This is a genomic window from Polaribacter ponticola (assembly GCF_026191475.2).
Taxonomy (GTDB): Bacteria; Bacteroidota; Bacteroidia; order Flavobacteriales; family Flavobacteriaceae; genus Polaribacter; species Polaribacter ponticola.
On record NZ_JAOSLC020000002.1, the window covers coordinates 206742 to 230406 of the forward strand.

Here is a 23665-nt window from a genome sequence, read left to right on the forward strand (position 1 = left end):
CACTTATTAAAGTTATATTTGTAAGACTAATTAAGAAAAGAAATTAAATGAAATTTATTGTATCGAGTTCGCAATTATTAAAACAATTACAAGTTTTAGGCGGCGTTATAAATAGCAACAACACTTTACCAATTTTAGATAACTTTTTATTTGAGTTATCTGAAAATCAATTAAAAGTTTCTGCATCAGATTTAGAAACAACAATGAGTTCTGTTGTTGAGGTAGAAAGCGAAAGCACTGGTTCTATTGCTGTTTCAGCCCGTTTATTATTAGATACTTTAAAAACATTTCCTAATCAGCCATTAACTTTTAAAACTGAAGGTGAGAATACTATAGAAATTAGTTCTGACCAAGGTAAATATGACATGGCTTATTTTGGCGGAGATGAGTTTCCTAAAGCGGTTTCTTTACCATCGCCAAGTAAAACAATTGTACCTGCAAGTATTTTAGGAACTGCAATTTCTAAAACAATTTTTGCTGCTGGAAACGACGATTTACGCCCTGTAATGAGCGGAGTGTTTTTTCAATTTAGTTCTCAAAGTTTAACTTTTGTTGCTACAGATGCTCATAAATTAGTAAAATATTCTAGGACGGATGTTACTGCAGATCAAACCGCAGAGTTTATTATGCCAAAAAAACCGTTAAACTTATTAAAAGGTATTTTAGGTGGTTCTGATAGTGAAGTTACTATTGAATATAATGACGCAAACGCAAAATTTACTTTTGATAATGTTGTTTTAGTGTGTCGATTAATTGATGGAAAATACCCTAATTACGAAGCGGTAATACCAAAAGAAAACCCGAATAAATTAACAGTTGATAGAGCTTCTTTCTTAAACTCTGTAAGACGTGTTTCTATATTTTCTAGTAAAACAACACACCAGATTCGTTTAAAAATGGCGGGTACAGAATTAAATATTTCTGCAGAAGATATCGATTTTTCTAACAAAGCAGACGAACGTTTAAGTTGCGATTACCAAGGTGATGATATGCAAATTGGTTTTAACTCTCGTTTTTTATCAGAAATGTTAAACAACTTAAGTTCTAGCGAAGTGTTAATTGAAATGTCTTTACCAAATAGAGCAGGAATTTTAACTCCTATTGATGGTACAGATGAAGGTGAGCAAGTTACAATGCTTGTAATGCCAGTAATGTTGAATAACTAACAACTAAAATGTGTTTTATATAAAAAACACATTTTATAATATTATAAAAACCACAATGGTTCTGAATCAAGTTCAGAATTAATTGTGGTTTTTTATGCTCTTAATTTTAAGAGAAAAGGAATCACTATATTTGAGTAATAAGCGAACAACAAGCGATTAAGCTTTTCAGAAATATAAAAAAGCTACAAAATAAAAAAATAAAACAGGCTAATACTTTAAATATACTGTTGGAGAAACAGCACTGGTAATGGTTTGTATTCTATTAACATTACATAAAAACACTTAATAGGAGATGTATGAAACAAGGTAATTAGTTTCAGTAATAGAATTAACATTATTAGTAAAGAAAAACTTATGATTGAGTTCTTTTATAATTGAACCATAATTTTATAAAACTTAAAAAAATAAAAAAGTGACTTACCAAGAAGTAAATAAATCAAGACGTAGTATAAGAGATTTTAAAAAAACTAAAGTTTCTGAAGAACTCATTCATCAAATTTTAGCAGAAGCATTAGAAGCTCCATCCAGTTCTAATACACAACCTTTTAAGGTTGTAGTTGCAACAGGAGAAATACTCAATAAAATTGGAGAAGAGCTTACAGAAAAATATAACATTTCTTTATCTCTTAAAAAGAAAAATATATTTCAAAAACTCATAACTGCATACAAACACAAACTTAAACCAAATAGCATTTATAAAACAATACAAGGTAAATACCCTGGTATTTATCAAGAAAGAAGAGTAAAAACTGCAATTGGTTTGTATAAAGTATTAGGTATTTCTAAAAAAGATAGGTTAGAAAGAGATTTACAAATGGCTAAAAATTTTAGTTTTTTTGGTGCTCCTGTAGCTATTTGGATTTTTGCAGACCCCAAAATGAAATATACCTCTTTAGTAGATACTGGTTTATTTATGCAAAACCTTATGCTTTCTGCAACCGATAAAGGTTTAGGGACTTGTGCACAAGGCGCTTTAAATTTATGGAGAGAACCTGTTGATACATATTTTTCTATTCCTGAAGAATATGAATTGGTTTGTGGATTGTCTTTAGGATATCCATCATCAGAAAAAGTAAACACTTACAGGCCTGAAAAAATTTCTGTAGAAGAATTATTGATTCCTTTAAAAGAAAAGTAATTTAAGTATATTTACTTCAATGAATTTCCTCGCCCATTTATACTTATCACAAAACGACACCAATATTATGATTGGCAATTTTATTGCAGATCATATTAGAGGTAATAATTACGAAGGTTTTTCTAAAGAAATTCAACAAGGTATTTTTTTACATAGAGAAATAGATACATTTACTGATGCTCATGAAATTGTAAGAAAAAGTAAACGTCGTTTACATGCACGTTACCGACATTATGATGGCGTAATTATAGATATTTTTTACGATTACTTTTTAGCAAAAAACTGGGCAGATTATTCTGCAATTCCTTTAGATCTTTACACAAAATCTGTGTATAAATTATTTCTTGATAAATCACCAGAATTACCTTTAAAATCTCAACAATTTATAAAATACATGGTTGAGTATAATATATTATACAACTATCAATTTAAAGAAGGAATAGAAAAGGTTTTAAATGGAATGAATCAAAGAACAAAAGGTAAATCTCAAATGAATTTAGCTATTGAAGATTTAGTGAATCTAGAAACTGAATTACAAGAAGATTTTACCATATTTTTTAAAGACCTTATTGCTCATACAAATCAAAAATTAGAAGAGATTAGATTATGAAAAAAACACTTTTACTAATTGCAATTTCAGTTTTATTAATCAGTTGTAAAACTGCTGATAAAAAACCAAAAACAACAGGATTAATTACAACCAAAGCAATGGTTGTTTCTGCAAGAGAAGAAGCTTCTAAAATAGGAACAGAGATTCTTAAAAAAGGCGGTAATGCTTTTGATGCAATGGTTGCTACAGAATTGGCTTTAGCTGTTGCTTACCCTTATGCAGGAAATATTGGTGGTGGTGGTTTTATGGTTTATAGAAAAAACGATGGAGAAATTGGCGCTTTAGATTATAGAGAAAAAGCACCTTTAGCTTCTTCTAAAGATATGTTTTTAGATAATGAAGGCAATGTTATAAAAGATAAAAGTACATTAGGTTCTATGGCAGTTGGAATTCCTGGAACTGTAGCTGGTGTTTTTGCTGCTCATAAAAAATTTGGAACACTTACAATACAAGAAATTTTAAAACCAGTTATAGCATTAGCAAAAAGAGGTATCGTTGTTACAAAGAAACAAGAAGCTAGAATAAAAAAATATCAGCCTTTATTTAAAAAAGCCAATAAATCTAAAATCATTTTAGATAGCCTTTGGAAAGAGAATGACATTATTAAATACACGGCTTTAACAGCAACTTTAGAAAGAATTTCTAAAAATGGAAGAGATGAATTTTACAAAGGTGAAACTGCAAAACGTTTGGTAAAATTTATGCAAGCTAATGGCGGCATAATGACTCTTGAAGATTTAGCTAAATATGAAGCAAAATGGAGAAAACCAATTACTTTTAAATACGATGATTTAAAGGTAATTTCTATGTCTCCGCCTTCTAGTGGCGGAATTTGTTTAGCACAAATAATGAACGGTATTGAGCCTTACGATTTAGACAAATATGGTCATAACTCAACAAAAACGATTCAAGTAATTGCAGAAGCAGAAAGACGTGCTTATGCAGATAGAAGTTTTTTTTAGGAGATCCTGATTTTGTAAATATTCCTTTAGAAACTTTAATTTCTAAAAAATATACAAAAGGTAGAATGGATGATTTCTCTTTTGAAAAAGCAACAAAATCTTCGGATGTAGCACACGGAACAATAGAAATGATAGAAAGTGATGAAACAACCCACTACTCTATTGTAGATCAATTTGGTAACGCTGTTTCTGTAACAACAACTATAAATGGTGCGTATGGTTCTAAGTTATATTGTTCTGATTTAGGTTTCTTTTTAAACAACGAAATGGACGATTTTTCTAGCAAACCTGGTGTGCCAAATATGTTTGGTTTAATTGGCGCTAAAGCAAATGAAATTGTACCAGAAAAAAGAATGCTAAGTTCTATGACACCTACAATTGTAGAGAAAAATGGAAAATTATGGATGGTTGTTGGAACGCCTGGTGGCTCTACAATTATAACTTCTGTAATGCAAACTATTTTAAATGTACATGAATTTGGTTTTGGCATGCAAGAAGCTGTAAATCAACCACGTTTTCATCATCAATGGTTACCAGATGTAATTATGATGGAACCAAACAAGTTTGATAAAAACACTGTTATAGAATTACAAAAAGCAGGATACTCAATTAACCAAAAAGATGCGCCAGTTATAGGAAAAGTAGAAGGAATTTTAGTATTACCTAACGGAAGTTTAGAAGGTGGTGCAGACCCTAGAGGTGATGATAAAGCAGCTGGTTTTTAAAATTTAAACGATGATAAAAAACACTGTTCTAAAGCTTTTTTTAATCGTTTTTTTTATTAGTTGTAATACTGATACAAATTTTACAATTAAAAAAATTACAGAATCAAACCCTATTCAGAACAAACAAGCTTATGAGTTTCCTATCTTAAAAGGATATGCAGATATTTCAAAAAAAATAAACACAACTATTATTAGTGATCTTTTAGAATTAGATGTATCAAAAAAACACAATAGTATTTTCGAAAAAGTTTGGGCAACAAAAGACAATCCTATTCCAAGTCTTACATTTTTAAAGTATAAAATTAACTCGTTAACAAATAATGTATATTCAGTTACTTTTAATACTGAAGGTTGCGGTGCATATTGTGAAGAATTTTCTACTTCTTATAATTTTGACACTTCTAATGGAGAAAAAATCTATTTAGATGCTCTTTTGAACCAGAAAAGAAAAAAGGAACTTTTAGATTTATTATCAAATCAAAAAAGAAAAACAATTACAGATTATATTTTTAAGCTTAAAAATGAAAAAACTTCTGAGGAAGATAGTAGAATAATAAATCAATCTATAGAATTGTATACAAATTGTTTAGAAAGTTTACCTTTTAAAACTCTTGATTATTTCGATTTAAAAATATTGAACGACTCTATTATTTTAACTTCCAATAGATGTTCTAATCATGCTGCTAGAGCATTAGATGATTTAGGCGATATTGAATATCAATTTAAGAAGGCCGAACTAAGTTCTTTTCTTAATAATTTCGGAAAAAAATATTAAAATAACATTATCTATGACACAAATACAGCCATTTCATTTAGCAATTCCTGTACAAAATTTAGAAAAATGTAGAACTTTTTACAGAGACATTTTACAATGTGAAGAAGGTAGAAGTACAGAAGAATGGGTAGATTTTAATTTCTTTGGTCATCAATTAGTAATTCATCAAAAAGAGAATTACAAACCAACCGCATCAATTACAAATCCTGTAGATGGGCACGATGTTCCTGTTCCGCATTTTGGTGTAATTCTTACTTGGGAAGATTGGCAAACATTATCAGAAAAACTAAAAGCAGTAAATACAACCTTTATTATTGAACCTTGTATACGTTTTAAAGGTAAAGTTGGCGAGCAAGCAACTATGTTTTTTAACGATCCAGAAAATAATGCTTTAGAGTTTAAGGCTTTTAAGGATATGAGTCAAGTTTTTGCAAAATAATGCAATTAGCAGAAACTCACATTGCAGAAAATTTAGAAACTGCTATTCGTTTTCAGGAATATGCTGTTGGTATATTTAAAACGATACCTACAAAATCGGGCATAAAAAAAGCAATTAAAAAAGAGCTCATTTTTATTGATGGAAACTTAGCTACAACTTCTAAACATATTTCTGGAGGTGAAAAAATAGAACTATTTGAATCTGAAAACTCTTCTTCTTTTGAACGACTAAAACTCGATTTAGAAGTTTTGTTTGAAGATGATTTTTTAGCAATTATCTACAAACCTGCTGGTATATTAGTTAGCGGTAATAAATTTGTAACCATTACAAACGCATTGTCTCAAAACTTAAAAAAAGCAATAAAGCAGACGCTGTAAAACCACAGCCAATTCACAGATTAGATTATCCAACAAGCGGACTTTTATTAATAGGAAAAACAAGTGCTGCAATTATAGCATTAGGAGAATTATTTAAGCATAAAGAAATTAAGAAAACCTATTACGCAATTACAATAGGAGAAACCTGTTGTGCTGGTGTTATTAATTTAAATGTAGATAATAAAAAAGCTGCAACAGATTTTAAGGTTTTAAGTTCTGTAAAATCAAAACGATTTAATTTTTTAAATTTGGTAGAATTACAACCCAAAACGGGTAGAAAACATCAACTTAGAAAACATTTATCTGTATTAGGAAACCCAATTTTAGGTGACAAAGAATATTTTTTAGAGCATAAAATATTAAACGGAAAAGGATTGTATTTACATGCTGCAACCTTAGATTTTAAGCATCCGTTTACGGGTAAAAAAATAGTAATAACAAAAGAACTTCCTAAAAAATTTACAAAGATTTTTCCTTAGTTTTAAGTTTAAAACATCTCGATACAATTTTGCGAAAAGCAAAATCACTCGATGAGACAGTATAAGTATCTTAGTACTATTTTAATAAAAATGTCAGTTCGAGTGAAATTTCTTTTTCAGAAATTTTGTATCGAGAACACATATAATTAACCTCCTTTTAATTCATTCATCGTTTTAGAAAACCTGTTTATCAACTCATAAATTTCTTCTTCATTATATGTTGCAAAACCCATTCTTATGGAATTATGCTTCGTATTTGCATGATCGTATCTTGTATAATCTCCAATTTCTAATTTGTGTTTTATAGCACTATCTACAACACTTTTCCATGTATATTTTTTATCTAGCGTTAACCAAACTGCCATTCCTCCTTTTGGCTTTTCAAACTTAAAAACATCAGAAAAATACTCTTTTAAAAGGCTGCAAAACAAATCTCTTCTGGCTTTATAAATTTTCATCACCTTTTTAATATGTCTATCTAAATCGCCATTTTTAATAAACTCTTCAAAAGTTAATTCTAATAATGCATCTCCTTGCCTATCAATAATTCTTCTTTGATTTGCAGCCTCATTTACAAATTCTTTTGGCGCTATTAAATAACCTACTCTAAAAACGGGCGCAACAGTTTTACAAACCGAACCAATATAAATTACGTTACCATTTACATCATGACTAGCTAATGGTAAAATTGGCGAATGATTATAGTTAAAATCATAATCGTAATCGTCTTCTATAACTGCAAAATTGTATTTTTTAGACAAATTTAATAAGTGAATTCTTCTTTCTGCGGATAAAGTTACTGTTGTTGGATGATGATGATGCGATGTAACATACACTGCTTTTATAGATTTTTTCTTGCAAATTTGTTCTATTTCCTGTGTTACCAATCCGTTTTCATCTACAGAAATTCGTATTAATTTTGCTTTTCTTTCTAAAAAAGAAGCATCTGCAGATGTATAATTTGTTTTTCCAATAACAATATTATCATCTTCATTTAATAACAATTTAGAAGACAAATAAATCCCCATTTGACTACCTCTCGTTATTAAAATATTTTCGAAACTAGTATTTAATCCTCTGGTTTCGTTTAAATAATTTGATAACGTTTTTCTTAGTTTTTCGTTTCCAAATGTAGAACCATAAGACATTTCTTTATAAATATGTTTTCTACTAGAAATTCGTCTGTAAATTCTAGCTAAATCTTCGGTTGGTGTTAAACGAACATCAGAAATACCATCATTTAAAAACATAAAATCTTCTTTACTTTCTGGTAATTTTCGAGTTAACGAATTACTCTTGTAAAATTGAAATCCAATTTTGTGAAGTGTATTTTTAACTTTAGATTTTACAAATTCTTGTTGATATAATTCTGGTAAATCTGCATGCACAAACGTCCCTTTTTTAGCAATACTTTCTACCCAACCTTGTAATAATAATTCTTCATAACAGGCTACAATTGTTTTTCTATGCACTGTTAACAAGTTTGCTAAAGTTCTACTTCCTGGTAACTTTGTATTTGGTAATAATTTTCGATCTTTAATTAATTGAATAAATTGATTTGCCAATTGCAAATACAAAGCCTGATTACTTTTTCTATCTAAACTAAAACTGGTTTTATATGGAAACATAACTGGACTATTATTTATTTTAATTCTGGATGATTATAACAGTCCATAAATATATTATTTTTGAACTACAAAACAACTAAAATGACAAGACAAGATTTACAACCAAACGAATACAATGAATATTACGCTAGATATATTAATTCTGTTTCTGGAGATACCGATTTAAAAACTGGTTTAGAATTTGATAAAAAAATGGTCATCGATTTCTTTTCATCATTACCAGAAGAAAAATTAGAATATAGATATCAACCAGAAAAATGGACGATTAAAGAAATATTGCAACATATTATTGATACTGAAAGAATATTTATGTATCGTTTATTATGCATTTCTAGAAATGACAAAACTGCTTTACCTGGTTATGAGCAAGATGATTATATTGTTCCTTCTGAAGCAAATAAAAAAACTTTAGCAGAACTAATACATGAGTTTACAGTTACTCGTTTATATACAATCAATTTAATAGATAGTATTTCTGATGAGAATTTAAAAAACATGGGAACCGCAAGTGGCTCTCCAATGTCTGCTAGAGCTTGTGCTTTTTTATTATTAGGTCATAGTCTTTGGCACATAAATGTAGTAAAAAAAGGTATCTATAATGCTAGAGTTAAGACCAAGTTGCGAGCATTGTAACACAAATTTACCTAGCAACTCTACAGAGGCTATGATTTGTACTTTCGAGTGCACGTATTGTAGAACTTGTGCTATTGAAATTTTCGAAAATGTGTGCCCTAATTGTTCTGGTAATTTTGTTGAAAGACCAATTCGTCCATCAAAATACATAGAAAAATATCCTTCTTCAACAAAGAAAATATTTAAACCAAAAGATTTAGAAATCACAAAAAAGAATACCGAAAAGTATAAAGATATACAACCTGAAAAAGATAAAACTATGATTACGATAAGAATAGCTACAGAAGCAGATGCTGTATATATTTCTTTATTAGGAAGAATTACATACACGGAATCACATGGAGAATATATAGAAGACAAAAAAACTTACTAGAATTTTACAATACGTATTATTCAGTTTCTAAAATACGTGAAGAATTAAATGATACTGAAAATATATTTTGGATCGTTTTTTCTGATGAATTACCAATTGGTTTTGCTAAACTTTCTTTAAATATTACAAATGAAAAATTAGAGGATAAGAATTCTTGTAAACTACAACGTTTGTATATTTTAAACGATTTTATTGCCCTTAAAATTGGATCTCAATTACAAGATCTTATTTTGGAAAAAACTATCGAATTAAATTTTACATCAATCTGGTTAACAGCTTATTACAAAAACACAAAAGGCTTACGTTTTTATGATAGATATGGTTTTAAACAAATAGGAAGCATCGATTTCTATGTTGGAGAAACCAATTATGAAAACCTCGTTTTCGCTAAAAAATTATAAAATGAAGGAGTACGAAAAATCAAAATTAAACAGAGTTAAAAGAGGCGCAAATAGAGCAACGTATGATGTAGAAAAAATTAACACCATTTTAGATGCTGGTTTTTTATGCTATGTTGGTTATATATATGACGGAAAACCCATAACAATACCAATGGCGTATTCTAGAAGAGAAGATAAAGTATACATTCATGGTTCTACCGCAAATAGAATGTTGTTATCCATTTTAGAAAGCGGAGAAACATCGATAACTGTTATGCATTTAGACGGTTTAGTTTTGGCACGTTCTGGTTTACACCATTCTGTAAATTACAGATCTGTAACAATGTTTGGTAGCTTAAAAAAAATTGAAGAAGATTGTGAAAAGACAGAAATATTAAAGTGGATTGTAAACCAAATGGTACCAAACCAATGGGAATCTTTAAGACCTATGTATCAAAAAGAATTAGACAGAACTATTGTTGTAGAATTTACCATAGAAACGGCTTCTGCAAAGGTTAGAGATGTTGGTGTTGCAGATGAACCTGAAGATTACGAATTGCCAATTTGGGCAGGTATTGTACCTATAAAACAAGTTGCAGAATACCCAATTGCAGATGATGGATTACCTAAAAAAATGGAAATTCCGAAACATGTTTTAGATTATTATGAGCAAAACAAATAATGAATGATTAAAAAATGATAAATTAGCATTATAATTTATCATTTTTTTATGAAGAAATTTTTCAAGTTATTTGGTGCTCTTTTAGTGTTATTCATCCTATTTATTGTGGGATATTATTTAATCAATAACGAAAAATTACCAGAAGGTAAAAAAGGAAAAGAAGCAGATGCTTTAGCTATTAAAATGTTTAATGCAATAAATCATGAAGCTTTTGAAAATACCGAAGTTTTAAAATGGAGCTTTAGAAATAAACATTTTTATACTTGGAACAAACAAGAAAATATAGTTCATATATCTTGGGATCAATACAAAGTAACTTTACACACAAATAACATAGACAATTCTGAAGTTTATATTGATGGAAAAATTTCTGATAATAAAGAGATTCTAAAAAAAGCGGAAGATTTTTTTAACAACGATTCTTTTTGGCTAATTGCACCTTATAAAATATTCGACTCAGGAACTGAAAGAAGTATTGTAAAACATAATGAAAAGGATGCTCTTTTAATAACGTATACTTCTGGCGGAACAACTCCTGGAGATTCTTATCTTTGGATTTTAGACGAAAATTACAAACCTACTTCTTTTAAAATGTGGACTTCTATAATTCCTATTGGAGGAATTTCTGCAACTTGGTCAGATTTAAAACTAACTAAATCTGGGATACAATTACCTACAAAACATAAACTTTCTTTATTTGGTATGGAAATAAATATGGGTAATGTGAAAGCAGAAAACATAAAAGCTGATGAGTTTGCGCATAAAATATTAAAATCTATTAAAAATAAAGCTTACAAAAAAACTCGTTTTATAGAATGGAGTTTTGGAGGTAAAAGACATTTTAAATGGCATAAAGAAAAACATATTGTAGATGTTTCTTGGGATACAATTAGAGTAAATTTATATCCTGATAACGTTAAAAAAAGTACCGTATTCTTTAATAATAAAAAACAAGAAAAAGCAAATTCTACAATTGTAAAAAAAGCTTGGGATATTTTTAATAATGATTCTTTCTGGTTAGTAGCTCCTCATAAATTATTTGATTACGGCACAATTAGAAGCATTAAAAAAGTTGATGATAAAGATGCCTTATTAGTAAAATATACTTCTGGAGGAACAACTCCTGGAGATTCTTATCTTTGGATAGTAGATGAAAAAAACATTCCTAAAAGTTATAAAATGTATGTACCAAGCATGAAAATGAATGGAGTTTCTGCCACATGGGAAGATTGGATTACAACAGAAAGCGGAACTTTATTACCAACAAATCATACATTTGGAAAAAATAGAACTTTAAGTATGGGAGAAGTAAAAGGATATAACTAATGAATTCGAAAACAATAGCAAACGGTATTTTAAGGGCTTTGAGTATTATTTTAGGAATTTTCCTTTTAGGATACTTTTTATACGCCATTCAATCGGTAATTATTTACTTAATTATTGCTGGTATTTTATCTTTAATTTCAAGACCAATTATTATATTTTTAAGAAGAAAATTAAAGTTTCCAAACACAGTTGCTGTTGTGTTTACTATGCTTTTAATGTTAAGTTTATTAACCGGTTTAATTGTAATGTTTATACCTTTAATTGCAGAACAAGGTAGAAGTTTGTCTTTATTAGAAGTAGACAAATTACAGGCAAATGTACAACATGTTTACACCCAGATTACAACCTATTTTTCTTCTAACCGAATAGATGTTTTAAAGGAATTAAAAAATGTTGATTTTGTTTCTCAATTTAAAGAAATACCTAACTTTTTAAATGCTGTTGTAGGCGCAGTTGGTTCTTTAAGTGTAGGTTTATTTTCTGTTTTATTTATCTCTTTCTTTTTTATGAAGGATAGTAAATTATTAAAAAATGGTGTAATGACAATAATACCAAATGGAAAGGAAGGTCGATTTTCTAAATCTTTAGAATCTATTAATGATTTATTATCTAGATATTTTATAGGTTTAATTACACAAATAATTATCCTTTTTGTTTTATACACAATTATCTTACTCGTTTTTGGAATTGACAATGCAGTTGTTATTGCTTTTTTATGTGCTTTGTTAAATTTAATACCTTATGTAGGTCCAATGATTGGTGCTGTGATTATGATTATTTTATCAATGACAAGTAATATTGGACAAGACTTTCAAACCAGTATTTTACCAACTACAATTTATGTAATGATTGGGTATTTTGTAACTCAAATGATAGATAATTTTATCAGTCAACCAATTATTTTTTCGAAAACAACTAAATCACATCCATTAGAGATTTTTTTAATTATTATTATTGGTGGCTTATTATTTGGTATTGTTGGTATGATAACTGCTGTACCTTGTTACACTGCTTTAAAAGTAATTTTAAAAGAATTTTTAGCCGATAATAAAATTGTAAAATCCTTAACTAAAGATATTTAGACTATTTTGAATCTTGCAATTCTAGAACAAAAAATACAACAATTTATTACTGATAATTTAAAATCTGATATTACAAAACTGATTTTAAAAGGCAGTCCTTTTAAAGATATTACTATTCAGGAATTGGCAAATCAAATTGTTGCAAAACAAAAGTCTGAACTTAAATTACCTACTTGGTTTTCTGTAGAAAATATTTATTATCCTGCAAAAATTAGTATAGAACAAACTTCCTCTGAAATTACTGCCAACTATAAATCAAAAATAATTACTGGTAATTATATAATTGATATTACTGGCGGTTTAGGAGTAGATTGTTTCTATTTTTCCAAACAATTTAAAAAGGTAATTCATTGTGAAATAAACAAAGATTTATCAGCAATTGTAAAGCATAATTATCAGCAATTAAATGTAAATAATATTAAAACTCTTTCTGGTGATGGAGTTGATTTTTTAAAGAACAATGAAACCGTTTTCGATTGTATTTATATAGATCCTTCCAGAAGAAATGACATTAAAGGAAAGGTTTTTTTATTGAAGGATTGTTTACCCAATGTACCCAAAAACATCGATTTCTTATTTACAAAAGCAAATAAAATTTTATTAAAAAACTCTCCTATTCTAGATATTTCTAGCGCAATTTCAGAATTAAAATTTGTAAAAGAAATTCATATAATCGCCCTTAAAAACGAAGTAAAAGAAGTATTATTTTTATTAGAAAAAAACTATAAAAATAGTATTCAGATAAAAACTATAAACATACAAAAAGAAGGTAATCAACAATTAAACTTTAATTTACAAGAAACCGTTTATTCTAATTATTCTGAGCCTCTAACCTATTTATACGAACCGAATGCTGCAATCTTAAAATCGGGTGGTTTTCATCAAGTTGGTTATCAATTAAACATTTTTAAACTACACCAACATTCACATATTTATACAGCAACAGAACTCATTAATTTTCCTGGTAGAGTTTTTAAAATTGAGACTGTAATAAATTACGATAAGAAAAAAATTAAAAAGTTAATAGCCAATAATAAAGCGAATATTACTATTAGAAACTTTCCTAAAACGGTAGCACAAATTAGAAAGGAAACCAATTTAAAAGATGGTGGAAATACCTATTTATTTTTTACAACGGATTTAAATAATAAACTAATTTGTATTTTTTGCTCTAAAATACTAGTTTAAAAAGCATAAGTTTAAAGTAAACAACCACAAAAAGTATTTCATTTTCATTAAATTTGTAGAGAAAGCTTTACTTTCATTTCTATGCAAACAATAAAGTATCAAGGTTTAAAAATAGCATCAAAAAAAACATTGAAGTAGCAGACTTTTTAGTTACAGAATCTGCGCTACAAATAAACATTAACAACGAACCTTATACTGTTGTTATGAGAACTCCAAATGATGATTTTGAACTAATTAGAGGCTTATTATATGCAGAAGATATTTATAAAAAAGAGACTCCTTTACAGTATAAAATTATAAAAGAAGACAATAAAATTCCTTCTATTATAAATATTGATATTTCTAAAGAGAATTTAGGAAAGGGATATTTAAACAAAAGAACGTTACTTTCAGTTTCGTCTTGTGGTATTTGCGGAAAACAAGAATTGAAAGATTTAAAAGTTGAAGGAAATCAATTAAAAAATATCTTTTTTTCTTCTGATAAAATACATGACATGCAAATTAAAATGCGTTCGTTTCAAGATACGTTTTCCAAAACAGGAGGAAGTCATGCCGCAGCACTTTTTGATGAAAAACAACAATTATTAACCATAAAAGAAGATATTGGAAGGCACAATGCAGTAGACAAAACTGTGGGAGATTTGTTACATCAAAATAAATTAAAAAAAGCAAAATTTTTACTTGTTAGCGGTCGTGTTTCTTACGAGATTGTTAGCAAAGCATTTATTGCAAAAATACCCATAATTGTTGCTGTTTCTGCATGCTCTTCATTAGCTGTAGACTTTGCCAAAGAATTCGGAATTTGTTTAATTGGTTTTACTAGAGATGAAAAAATGACAATTTATTCCAATCCAAATTATTTAAAAAAATTAAAAAATGTCTAAGAAAACAACTGCACAACCACCAGAAAAACTAACAGGAATTGAGTTAACAGAAGTTCCTAAATCTGCTGTTGGTGTTAAGGCAATAACATCTGCCTTATCACATGTAAAAAACGAAGTTGGGTTATTTAAAGGTATTGGATTATTAGCAAATATTAATCAAAAATATGGTTTTGATTGCCCAGGTTGCGCGTGGCCAGATCCTGATGAAAAACGTACGTTCTTAGCTGAATATTGTGAAAACGGTGCAAAAGCGATTGCAGAAGAAGCCACAAAAAATATGGTTTCACCTATGTTTTTTGCAACACATTCAGTAAACGAATTAGCTAAATTATCTGATTACGAAATTGGTAAAAGTGGTAGAATTACACATCCAATGTACTTACCTGAAGGGAAAGATAATTACGAAGAAATTTCTTGGGGAAAAGCTTTTAAATTAATTGCAGATGAATTAAACGGATTAGATTCACCCGATGAAGCCATTTTTTATACTTCTGGTAGAACAAGCAATGAAGCTGCATTCTTGTATCAATTATTTGTACGTGAGTTTGGAACAAACAACTTACCAGATTGCTCTAATATGTGTCATGAATCTAGTGGTGTTGCACTTTCAGAAACGCTAGGTATTGGTAAAGGTTCTGTTACTTTAGATGACTTTAATCATGCCGATTTGGTAATTGTTATTGGGCAAAATCCAGGAACAAACCACCCAAGAATGTTAACAGCTTTGAGTGAAACAAAAAAGAAAGGCGGAAAAATTATTACTATAAATCCGTTACCAGAAGTTGGTTTAATGAATTATAAAGATCCTCAAAACCCACTAAAATGGATTGGAAAAGGGCAAGATTTAACAGACTTATTTCTGCAAGTAAAAATTAATGGAGATGTTGCGTTGTTAAAAATCATCTTAAAATTGATGAAAGAACAAGAAGATCTAAAACCTAATTCGGTTTTCGATCATCAATTTATAAAAGAAAAAACGGCAGGAATTAACGATCTATTAAAAGATTTAGATAATTATTCTATTGATGAATTATTACCACAAACAGGTTTAACTTTAAAAGAAGTAGAAGCAGCAGCAAAATTAATTATCAATAACGAAAAAGTTATTATTTGTTGGGCAATGGGTTTAACACAGCATAAAAACGCAGTTGATAACATACGTGAAGTGGTAAATATACTATTGCTAAAAGGTAGTATTGGTAAAAAAGGTGCAGGAACTTGTCCTGTTCGTGGGCATTCTAATGTACAAGGAGACAGAACAATGGGTATTTGGGAAAAAGCACCAGATACTTTTTTAGATAATTTAGAAAAAGAATTTAATTTTAAAGCCCCTAGGAAACATGGTTTTGATGTTGTAGAAGCTATTGAAGCGATGCATGCTAAAAAAGCGAAAGTATTTTTTGGAATGGGTGGTAATTTTGTTTCTGCTACACCAGATACCGAATTTACTGCAGATGCATTACGAAACTGTAATTTAACAGTACAGGTTTCAACAAAACTTAATAGAAGTCATTTAATTACGGGTAAAAAAGCATTGATTTTACCTTGTTTAGGTCGCTCTGAAAAAGATTATCAAACTTCTGGACAACAATTTGTTTCTGTAGAAAATTCCATGGGAGTTGTACATTTATCTAGAGGTCATTTAGAACCATGTTCTGAAAAAACATTAAGTGAAACGGCAATTGTAGCTAATTTAGCAAATATCACTTTAAAAAAATCGAACACAGACTGGATAAACTTAACGTCTCATTACGATTTAATTAGAGATAAAATTGAAGCTACTATTCCTGGTTTTGAAAACTATAACAAAAGAGTTAGAGTTAAAGGAGGCTTTTATTTACCTAATAACGCGAGAGAAAATAATTTTGAGCCTACAAAAACAGGAAAAGCTAATTTCAGTATCAATAAACCATCAGAAATTGAATTAGAAAAGAATCAATTTATGATGATGACAATTAGAACTCACGATCAATACAATACTACAATTTATGGTTTAAATGATAGGTATAGAGGTGTTTTAAATGAAAGAAGAGTTGTTTTTATGAATGCTGATGATATGCAAAATTTAGGTTTACAAAAATTAGATTTAGTAGATTTAACAAGCCATTTTAAAGACGAAAAAAGAGAAGCTAAAGGTTTTTTAGCAATCCCATATGATATTCCATCACAATGTACAGCTACTTATTTTCCAGAAGCAAATGTTTTAGTACCAATAAAAAGTAAAGCAAATATAAGTAATACACCAGCTTCTAAAACGGTAATTATTACTATTAAAAAAAGATAAACTCATTATATGAAAAAGTATATTTTATTATTTTTTATCGCATTTATCAGTCCTTTTTTAAATGCTCAGGAAGAAGTAGTTCCGGAAATGAAAACTCAAAAAGGATTTTCAAAACTCGATTTTCTTTCTTTAGATTTACCTGCAAACGACCCAAATATGGGGTTTACAGGAATTCATTATAATTTAATGATTAACGATTGGTCATATGCAGGTTTAGGAATCTATGGAGCTGTTTCTGGCAACAAAGGAGGTTTTTTTACTCTTGGTATAAACGCTGGTATTAAGAAGTATATAACTGAAGACTTATATTTAGACACTGGTTTCCATTTTGGTGGTGGTGGTGGTGCTTCTGCTCCGGATGGTGGTGGCGCATTTATTTTACCTCATTTTAATTTAGGATATAACTTTAAAAATTTCTCGATTAATTCGGGATGGAGTTACGCAAACTTTTTTGATGATGGTGATATTAAAGGACATCAATTAAATGTTGGTTTAGAAATACCATTAGATTACTCCTACTCCAATTATGAGAATTTAGAAAGTAAATTTGATTACAATAATCTAAAAACTTCTAAATGGAATGTGCCGTCTAAAAAAACATCGATGATGTTTCATGTAAATAATTTAAAAATTAAAGGGAGAACACAAAACAGTAGTGGTGTAAAATATAGTGGAGAAACCATAAGATTAGCTGGTTTTGAACTAGCTTCTTACCTCTCTAAAAACTGGTTTGCATTTTTAAAATTAGATGGTGCTTTTGATGGTATAAAAGCTGGTTATATGGATGTTTTTTTAGGCGGAGGATATCAATTCTATTTTAACAAAAACAGAACAAACATTGCAACTAAATTTGGACTTGGTGCTGGCGGCGGCGGCGGTGTAGATACTAAAGGCGGTTTTTTAATATACCCTGACATTTCTATTGAACAACAAATTTTTAAAGACATTTATCTTTCTGTAAATAAAGGATTTGTAATGTCTCCAGATTCTCACTTTTATACTTCTTCTTTTGGTGTTGGTTTAAAATACTATTTAGAAAGAAATGGTATTATATCTAACGAAAAATCATTTTCTACTGGAATTTTTAAAGGCTTAGAAGTAATTACAAAGCACGATCTTTATTTTAATGCAAAAAGGGATACTAATCCTACAGAAAATTTACATCAAATATCTTTACAAGTTAATTTAGGTTTAAATAAAAACCTATATGTTGCAGGCCAAACCTCATTTGCAAATTTTGGAAATGCTGGTGCCTATGCAGAAGGCATAGTTGGTATAGGTATTAAAACAAATTCACTTTTAAATAATAAACTAACATTATTTGCGCAAGGTTTAGGTGGTGCTGCTGGTGGTGGCGGTATTAGTACTGGAGAAGGTTTAATTGTAAAACCAAGTACAGGTTTTAGTTATCAATTAAATAAAACATTAAGTTTTAGAACTGCTGCAGGATATGTAAAGGCTAAAGGCGGAAATTTAAGTAGTACGTTTTTAAATTTCGGAATTAAATATAATTTATCAATTCTAAAAATGAATTAAAATAAAGTCCTATTTTTAAAGAATAAAAATATGTAAACATGAAATTTAAAATCCTCCCTCTATTTATTTCTTTATTTGTTCTTAATATTTTGACAGTCCATTCGCAAAACATAAATATTATCCCAAAACCACAAGAATTTTCTTTTGGGAAAAATAATTTTATAATAGATGAAAGTACTTTAATTATTAACACTGCAGAGAGTATTAAGTCTAGTAAAAACTTACAAGATTATTTTATAGATACTTATAATATAAATCTAAAATCTACTGAATTTAAAAGTTTAAAGAAGAAATCTATTCATTTTATGGTAGATGAAAACTTATCAGAAGAAAGTTACGATTTATCAATTACTAATGAAGGAATTACCATTTGTGCTCTTAATGAAAAAGGTTGGTTTTATGCTATACAAAGTTTAATACAGTATTGTTCTTCTAATTCTTATTTCTCAAAATATGAAAAGTTAATTAAAATAAGAGAAGTTACTATTAAAGACTCTCCTAGATTTAAATGGAGAGCTTTTATGCTAGATGAAGCTAGACATTTTAAAGGAATGGATCAAGTAAAAATGCTATTAGATGAAATGGCTTTTTTAAAAATGAATATTTTTCATTGGCATTTAGTTGACGATCAAGGTTGGAGGATAGAAATAAAAAAATATCCTAAACTTACAGAAATTGGCTCTACAAGAAAAAGCACACAAATTGGTCCATTACAATGGGAAAGCCCAATACAATCTGCAGAACCACATTCTGGTTTTTATACTCAAGAACAGATAAAAGAAATTATTAAATACGCTAAAGAAAGACATATTACAATTGTTCCTGAAATAGAAATGCCAGGTCACTCTAGTGCTGCCATTGCATCTTACCCTTGGTTAGGTACATCAAAAAAAGAAATAGAAGTACCAATTAAATTTGGTGTTGGTAAAGATGTTTATGATGTTACAAACCCAAAAGTACAGCAATTTTTAACAGATGTTTTAGACGAAGTTATGTTACTCTTCCCATCAAAAGTAATTCATATTGGTGGAGATGAAGTAAAATATAATCATTGGAAATCTTCTACTTCTGTAAATAAATACATGCAGAAAAAAGAATTAAAAACCCCTGCTGACTTACAAGTTTACTTTACCAACAACATTTCTAATTACTTACAAAGTAAAGGTAGAAGAATGATGGGGTGGAATGAAATAATGGGACATAATTTACATTTTTACCAAAATAAAGAAGATACAAAAACAACACAAAAACTAGCAAAAGAAAGTATTGTTCATTTCTGGAAAGGCGATATTGACTTAGTTACAACAGCTGCTAGTAGTGGTTATGAAATAGTAAACTCGTTACATTCTTATACTTATTTAGATTATAGATATAAAAACTTACCATTATCTAAAGCATATTCTTTTGACCCTATTCCAGAAAAACTAGAAGCAAAATACCATAATAAAATAATTGGCTTAGGAGCTCAAATGTGGGGAGAATGGATTCCAACTAACGGAGAAATGCATTTTAAAGTTTTTCCTAGAATTGCTGCTTATGCAGAAATTGGATGGACCAATAAAAGAAACAAAAACTTCAATTCTTTTAAATCTGCATTAAAAAACCTACAAAAGAGATGGGAGAAAAAAGGAATTTATTTTGCTACTGATGATTTTGTAGAAAAAAACAAATAACCTTATTCTTAAATAAGATAATGTACTAACTATTATACCAAATAGTTAGTACTTAATTTTTAGAAAATATTTTTTTTAAGCTTGAAAAGGAAACTTTTTGAGCTTTTTTTATTCTTTTAAAAGTGACTAAAATGTCTTTTATCTAAATAAAATTGCCTTTCACCTAAAAACGAGATTATTTTTCTAATAAAAAGTGACCTTTGAACAAAATATGTATCATAATAGTGAGGGTCATTTATAAAATAACTAATCTAAACTTTAACCTTAAAAAAATCTAAATTATGTATAAGAGCACATTTCAACAATTATTACTTTTCATTTTAACATCAGTAATCATCTTTAAATCAGGTCAATACTTAGTTGCATTAAATGATATCAAGTCATTTACAGATTTTTTTATAATTATGGCTTTCTTTGTATCTACAGTTTTATTCCTTAATTGCTTTGCTAGATTAGGTAGTAAACTTGTAAACACTTTAAGTTTCTAAAAACATATTCTTAGATATATAATATCTAGATTTTATAATATAACCACATATTGAATTAATTATAAAGCTTTACTTTACTGTAAAGCTTTTTTATTTTCTAATTAAAACTCACGTCTTTATCTTTAGCTTTTAATGTAATACTAAAAAAGCCTCACATTTCTGAGAAGCTTTAGGATAAATTATTTTAAACTTGATCTTTTTTTACTTGAAAAAAGATTACATATTGTATACCCCTCCATTTATATCTAGAGTTGCTCCTGTAATAAAACCATCGTATTCTGAAGCTAAATATAAAACAGCTCTAGCTACATCGGCTGCATTACCAGCTCTTTGAATAGGAATACCAGCAGTAGTTTCTGCTGCAGACTCTTTAGTTGTGTGAGTATTATGAAAAGAAGTACCTAAGATTAAACCAGGTGAAACCGCATTTACTCGAGTACCTTGTGCTCCTAGTTCTGCAGAAAGCGCTCTTGTAAACGTTAATATTGCTCCTTTACTAGTTTGAATAAACCAATGATCCTGGATCCCCTCCTTTTCTACCTGCTAATGATGCTAAATTAACAATACTACTATTATTATTTTTAGCTAAGTAAGGTGATGCTGCTTTTGTTACAAACATCATAGATGTAAGATTAATATCCATTACTTTATGCCAAAAATCTGCTTCCATTTCATTTAACAATCTACGAGCAACAAGAGAACCTGCATTATTAATTAGAATATCCAAACTGCTAAAAGCTTCAATAGTTTTTTCAACCACAGAAATAGCATCAGCTTCTTTTGTTAAATCTCCTCCAATAGATATAGCTTTTAAACCTTTACTTTTAGCATAATCTACCAGTTTATTTGCAGTATCTGAACTAGAAAAATAATGAATTGCTACATTGGCTCCACAATCAATAAAATGCTTTGTTATTGATTCTCCTATACCCTGAGCTCCAGCAGTAACAAGAACATTTTTTCCCTTTAATTTATTTTGATTCATTTTATGTTATATTATTTATGATCGTTTTTAGTGAAATACCCTTGATTAGAAACAGAAGCATCACTTACGTTGATACTTGCTGTTTTAAACCAAACTTCAGCATAATTTCCGTCTGCATATTGTTTTTGAATATCTCCTCCATGAGTTTCTGCTCCAGAACACCAATTTCTATTTACTTCTGGAGATTTTCCATTAGTTTGATTATAAGCCCCTAATTTAAAGAAACAACCTTCACCTGCGTATGCTTCTTTTCGTTCTACTCCATCTTGACCAATTGGTACAAATAATTTTTGTGTTTGCTCAGGAATGTCTGCTTTTGTAATGTACTCTGATGTTATTAAATTTTTAGTAAATGTTTTAGTTTCATGATTTTTACTTGTAAATTTCAAGTTCATAATTCCATCTTTTACTTCAATTTCATAGCTAAATTCTTCACCTAGAGCAATACCATCTTTTGGTTCTTCTGGATAGGTGTCTTCCGTTTCTCCAACTACGGAAAAATCATCTCCCCAAACTGCATAAGAAAAATCCCATCTTTTAGAATTGTCTTCACCTTTAGTATTTATTTCATAATGCCAAAATACTGATCCTTTTGTATGACCTGGATACTTCTTATAAAATATTTTTAACGGTTCATTTTCATGTTTATCTGCACTATGAATTTGTCCAACAACTACAGCATGCGAAGCTGCCACTCTAGCATCTCCTGTTGTTGAAACATTCATTACCTTAAGTGTAGCTGTTAATTTATCATTAGCCGTTTTTGGGTACCATTTTTTAGTTTGTCCTAATTCTGTTCTAGTATTGTTAGAAGTTCCATGCGTACTTCCTGCATTTGGAGCTTTAAAAACCACCCAATTTCCATTGGCATCATTTTCTGTATAAAAAAAATCTTTATGTTCAAAATTATTAGCTATTCCGGCATTTTCACCATTCCCTAAAACTAATTTCCAATGATCAAAAAACGGAATAACTTCACTTGCATAAATAGTTTTTTCGGTAACTTTTTGAGCTTCTTTTTTTGATGTATTCACACAACTATTTAACATAAAAAAAACACTAAAAAATAGTATTAACGTTTTTAATATAATCTTTCTTTTATTCATTTTGCTTTTATTTAATTTCATTGCTTAATCTATTTTTATTCTTTATTTTTTAATATGTTTAAATAATTTAAAAAAGTGTTGATGCATCATTTTTTCAGCAAGCTCCTCATCTTGAGCTTCAATGGCTAAATAAATATCTTCATGTTTTTTAATTTCTGAAATTACTAAATCTCCCTCACAAACTGTATCACGTTCATAAGTAGATAGAATTGGAGGTGTTAATAATAACATTAAAGAAACCATTGTTTTGTTTTTACTAGCTTTTGCTATTGATAAATGAAATAATAAGTCTTCTTCTAAATAGTCTTCGCCACAAGAAATTTTAGTTTTAAATTCATTTAATGCATCCTTTATTCTTTTTAAATCAATATCAGAACGTCTTTTAGCAGCTAAACAAACTGTTTTCAATTCTAAAGAAATTCTTGTTTCTACAAGCTCGTTAAAAGAAGGTGCTTCTAATGAAAGAATTTCTTCTACCATACCATTAAAACCTATTAATCCAATTGCTAGTATTGTTCCACTCTGTGACATAGATTTTAGAACACCATAAAATTCTAACCTTCTTATTGCTTCTCGAATATGGTTTCGTTTAAAACCAAACTTTTCAGACATAATTCTTTCTGAAGGCAACTTTTCTCCTCTTTCTAAATTCTTTAAATTTATATAATCTCGAATTTTGGCTATTACATCATTCTGTAAAATTCTATTCTTATTATTATCTACTAAACTTATTTTCATGAAATTGA

The 23665-nt window shown here is 28.9% G+C and carries 23 protein-coding genes and 2 pseudogenes; 20 read left to right on the forward strand and 5 right to left on the reverse strand.

Translation table 11 applies throughout. From position 1 onward, the window contains the following. Positions 1 to 47: 47 nt before the first annotated feature. The 9 genes and pseudogenes from dnaN (at position 48) to N5A56_RS17290 (ending at position 6671) form a co-directional block, all read left to right on the forward strand. A complete protein-coding gene (gene dnaN, locus N5A56_RS01275) occupies positions 48 to 1166 on the forward strand; it encodes a DNA polymerase III subunit beta (RefSeq protein WP_265724129.1) in 1119 nt (372 codons plus the stop codon). A 412-nt stretch (positions 1167 to 1578) separates the two neighbouring features. Then, a complete protein-coding gene (locus tag N5A56_RS01280; protein WP_265724128.1) occupies positions 1579 to 2304 on the forward strand; it encodes a nitroreductase in 726 nt (241 codons plus the stop codon). A 19-nt stretch (positions 2305 to 2323) separates the two neighbouring features. Further along, complete coding sequence (locus tag N5A56_RS01285) at positions 2324 to 2914, forward strand: acyl carrier protein phosphodiesterase (RefSeq protein ID WP_420793178.1); 591 nt, start codon at positions 2324 to 2326, stop codon at positions 2912 to 2914. Then, positions 2911 to 4601: pseudogene (gene ggt / locus N5A56_RS01290) on the forward strand (gamma-glutamyltransferase). Before N5A56_RS01285 ends, ggt begins: the two are co-directional and overlap by 4 nt. A 10-nt stretch (positions 4602 to 4611) precedes the next feature. Then, the gene (locus N5A56_RS01295) at positions 4612 to 5376 is read left to right on the forward strand and encodes a hypothetical protein (RefSeq protein ID WP_274270136.1); all 765 of its coding nucleotides are present in this window, start codon (positions 4612 to 4614) and stop codon (positions 5374 to 5376) included. A gap of 13 nt (positions 5377 to 5389) precedes the next feature. Then, on the forward strand, positions 5390 to 5815 hold the full coding sequence (locus N5A56_RS01300) for a VOC family protein (RefSeq protein ID WP_265724125.1): 426 nt from the start codon (positions 5390 to 5392) through the stop codon (positions 5813 to 5815). After that, entirely contained in the window at positions 5815 to 6192 is a 378-nt protein-coding gene (locus N5A56_RS17280; protein ID WP_337994734.1) for an RluD family protein, read from the forward strand. The genes N5A56_RS01300 and N5A56_RS17280 overlap by 1 nt, the downstream gene beginning before the upstream one ends. A gap of 11 nt (positions 6193 to 6203) precedes the next feature. Beyond that, positions 6204 to 6437: pseudogene (locus N5A56_RS17285) on the forward strand (pseudouridine synthase); the annotation flags it as partial. A 3-nt stretch (positions 6438 to 6440) separates the two neighbouring features. Then, positions 6441 to 6671, forward strand: coding sequence for an RluA family pseudouridine synthase (locus tag N5A56_RS17290; RefSeq protein WP_337994735.1), 231 nt, complete (start codon positions 6441 to 6443; stop codon positions 6669 to 6671). Between the two features lie 146 nt (positions 6672 to 6817). Here the strand turns inward: N5A56_RS17290 and pdxR are convergent, their stop codons facing one another. Beyond that, entirely contained in the window at positions 6818 to 8299 is a 1482-nt protein-coding gene (gene pdxR / locus N5A56_RS01310; RefSeq protein ID WP_265724123.1) for a MocR-like pyridoxine biosynthesis transcription factor PdxR, read from the reverse strand. A gap of 81 nt (positions 8300 to 8380) precedes the next feature. On the opposite strand from pdxR, the gene N5A56_RS01315 reads away from it, so the two are divergent. From N5A56_RS01315 to N5A56_RS01365, 11 genes are all read left to right on the forward strand, one after another. Continuing rightward, on the forward strand, positions 8381 to 8932 hold the full coding sequence (locus tag N5A56_RS01315; protein WP_265724122.1) for a DinB family protein: 552 nt from the start codon (positions 8381 to 8383) through the stop codon (positions 8930 to 8932). Next, positions 8898 to 9305: a DUF1272 domain-containing protein gene (locus N5A56_RS17295; protein ID WP_337994736.1), complete on the forward strand. Its 408-nt coding sequence runs from the start codon at positions 8898 to 8900 to the stop codon at positions 9303 to 9305. Before N5A56_RS01315 ends, N5A56_RS17295 begins: the two co-directional genes overlap by 35 nt. Next, entirely contained in the window at positions 9278 to 9706 is a 429-nt protein-coding gene (locus tag N5A56_RS01325; protein WP_265726079.1) for a GNAT family N-acetyltransferase, read from the forward strand. Before N5A56_RS17295 ends, N5A56_RS01325 begins: the two co-directional genes overlap by 28 nt. A gap of 1 nt (position 9707) precedes the next feature. After that, entirely contained in the window at positions 9708 to 10367 is a 660-nt protein-coding gene (locus N5A56_RS01330) for a pyridoxamine 5'-phosphate oxidase family protein (RefSeq protein WP_265724121.1), read from the forward strand. A gap of 48 nt (positions 10368 to 10415) precedes the next feature. Further along, positions 10416 to 11693, forward strand: coding sequence for a hypothetical protein (locus tag N5A56_RS01335; RefSeq protein ID WP_265724120.1), 1278 nt, complete (start codon positions 10416 to 10418; stop codon positions 11691 to 11693). Next, complete coding sequence (locus N5A56_RS01340) at positions 11693 to 12775, forward strand: AI-2E family transporter (protein ID WP_265724119.1); 1083 nt, start codon at positions 11693 to 11695, stop codon at positions 12773 to 12775. The genes N5A56_RS01335 and N5A56_RS01340 overlap by 1 nt, the downstream gene beginning before the upstream one ends. A 6-nt stretch (positions 12776 to 12781) precedes the next feature. Next, positions 12782 to 13963, forward strand: coding sequence for a class I SAM-dependent methyltransferase (locus N5A56_RS01345; RefSeq protein ID WP_265724118.1), 1182 nt, complete (start codon positions 12782 to 12784; stop codon positions 13961 to 13963). Positions 13964 to 14139: 176 nt separating this feature from the next. Beyond that, on the forward strand, positions 14140 to 14847 hold the full coding sequence (gene fdhD / locus N5A56_RS01350; protein ID WP_274270221.1) for a formate dehydrogenase accessory sulfurtransferase FdhD: 708 nt from the start codon (positions 14140 to 14142) through the stop codon (positions 14845 to 14847). Continuing rightward, positions 14840 to 17131: an FdhF/YdeP family oxidoreductase gene (locus N5A56_RS01355; protein WP_265724115.1), complete on the forward strand. Its 2292-nt coding sequence runs from the start codon at positions 14840 to 14842 to the stop codon at positions 17129 to 17131. The genes fdhD and N5A56_RS01355 overlap by 8 nt, the downstream gene beginning before the upstream one ends. A gap of 9 nt (positions 17132 to 17140) precedes the next feature. Then, a complete protein-coding gene (locus tag N5A56_RS01360) occupies positions 17141 to 18667 on the forward strand; it encodes a hypothetical protein (RefSeq protein WP_265724114.1) in 1527 nt (508 codons plus the stop codon). Positions 18668 to 18705: 38 nt separating this feature from the next. Then, the gene (locus N5A56_RS01365) at positions 18706 to 20340 is read left to right on the forward strand and encodes a beta-N-acetylhexosaminidase (RefSeq protein ID WP_265724113.1); all 1635 of its coding nucleotides are present in this window, start codon (positions 18706 to 18708) and stop codon (positions 20338 to 20340) included. 704 nt (positions 20341 to 21044) lie between these two features. Here N5A56_RS01365 and N5A56_RS01370 read toward each other — a convergent pair. The 4 genes from N5A56_RS01370 to N5A56_RS01385 all read right to left on the reverse strand — a co-directional run bounded on the left by N5A56_RS01370 (position 21045) and on the right by N5A56_RS01385 (position 23657). After that, a complete protein-coding gene (locus tag N5A56_RS01370; RefSeq protein WP_337994751.1) occupies positions 21045 to 21353 on the reverse strand; it encodes an SDR family NAD(P)-dependent oxidoreductase in 309 nt (102 codons plus the stop codon). Further along, positions 21325 to 21813: an SDR family NAD(P)-dependent oxidoreductase gene (locus N5A56_RS01375; RefSeq protein WP_265724112.1), complete on the reverse strand. Its 489-nt coding sequence runs from the start codon at positions 21811 to 21813 to the stop codon at positions 21325 to 21327. The genes N5A56_RS01370 and N5A56_RS01375 overlap by 29 nt, the downstream gene beginning before the upstream one ends. 11 nt (positions 21814 to 21824) lie before the next feature. Continuing rightward, on the reverse strand, positions 21825 to 22862 hold the full coding sequence (locus N5A56_RS01380; RefSeq protein WP_265726077.1) for a polysaccharide lyase family 7 protein: 1038 nt from the start codon (positions 22860 to 22862) through the stop codon (positions 21825 to 21827). 99 nt (positions 22863 to 22961) lie between these two features. Continuing rightward, positions 22962 to 23657 carry a FadR/GntR family transcriptional regulator gene (locus N5A56_RS01385; RefSeq protein WP_265724111.1) on the reverse strand — a complete coding sequence of 232 codons (696 nt, stop codon included), beginning with the start codon at positions 23655 to 23657 and terminating at the stop codon, positions 22962 to 22964. Positions 23658 to 23665: the final 8 nt, after the last annotated feature.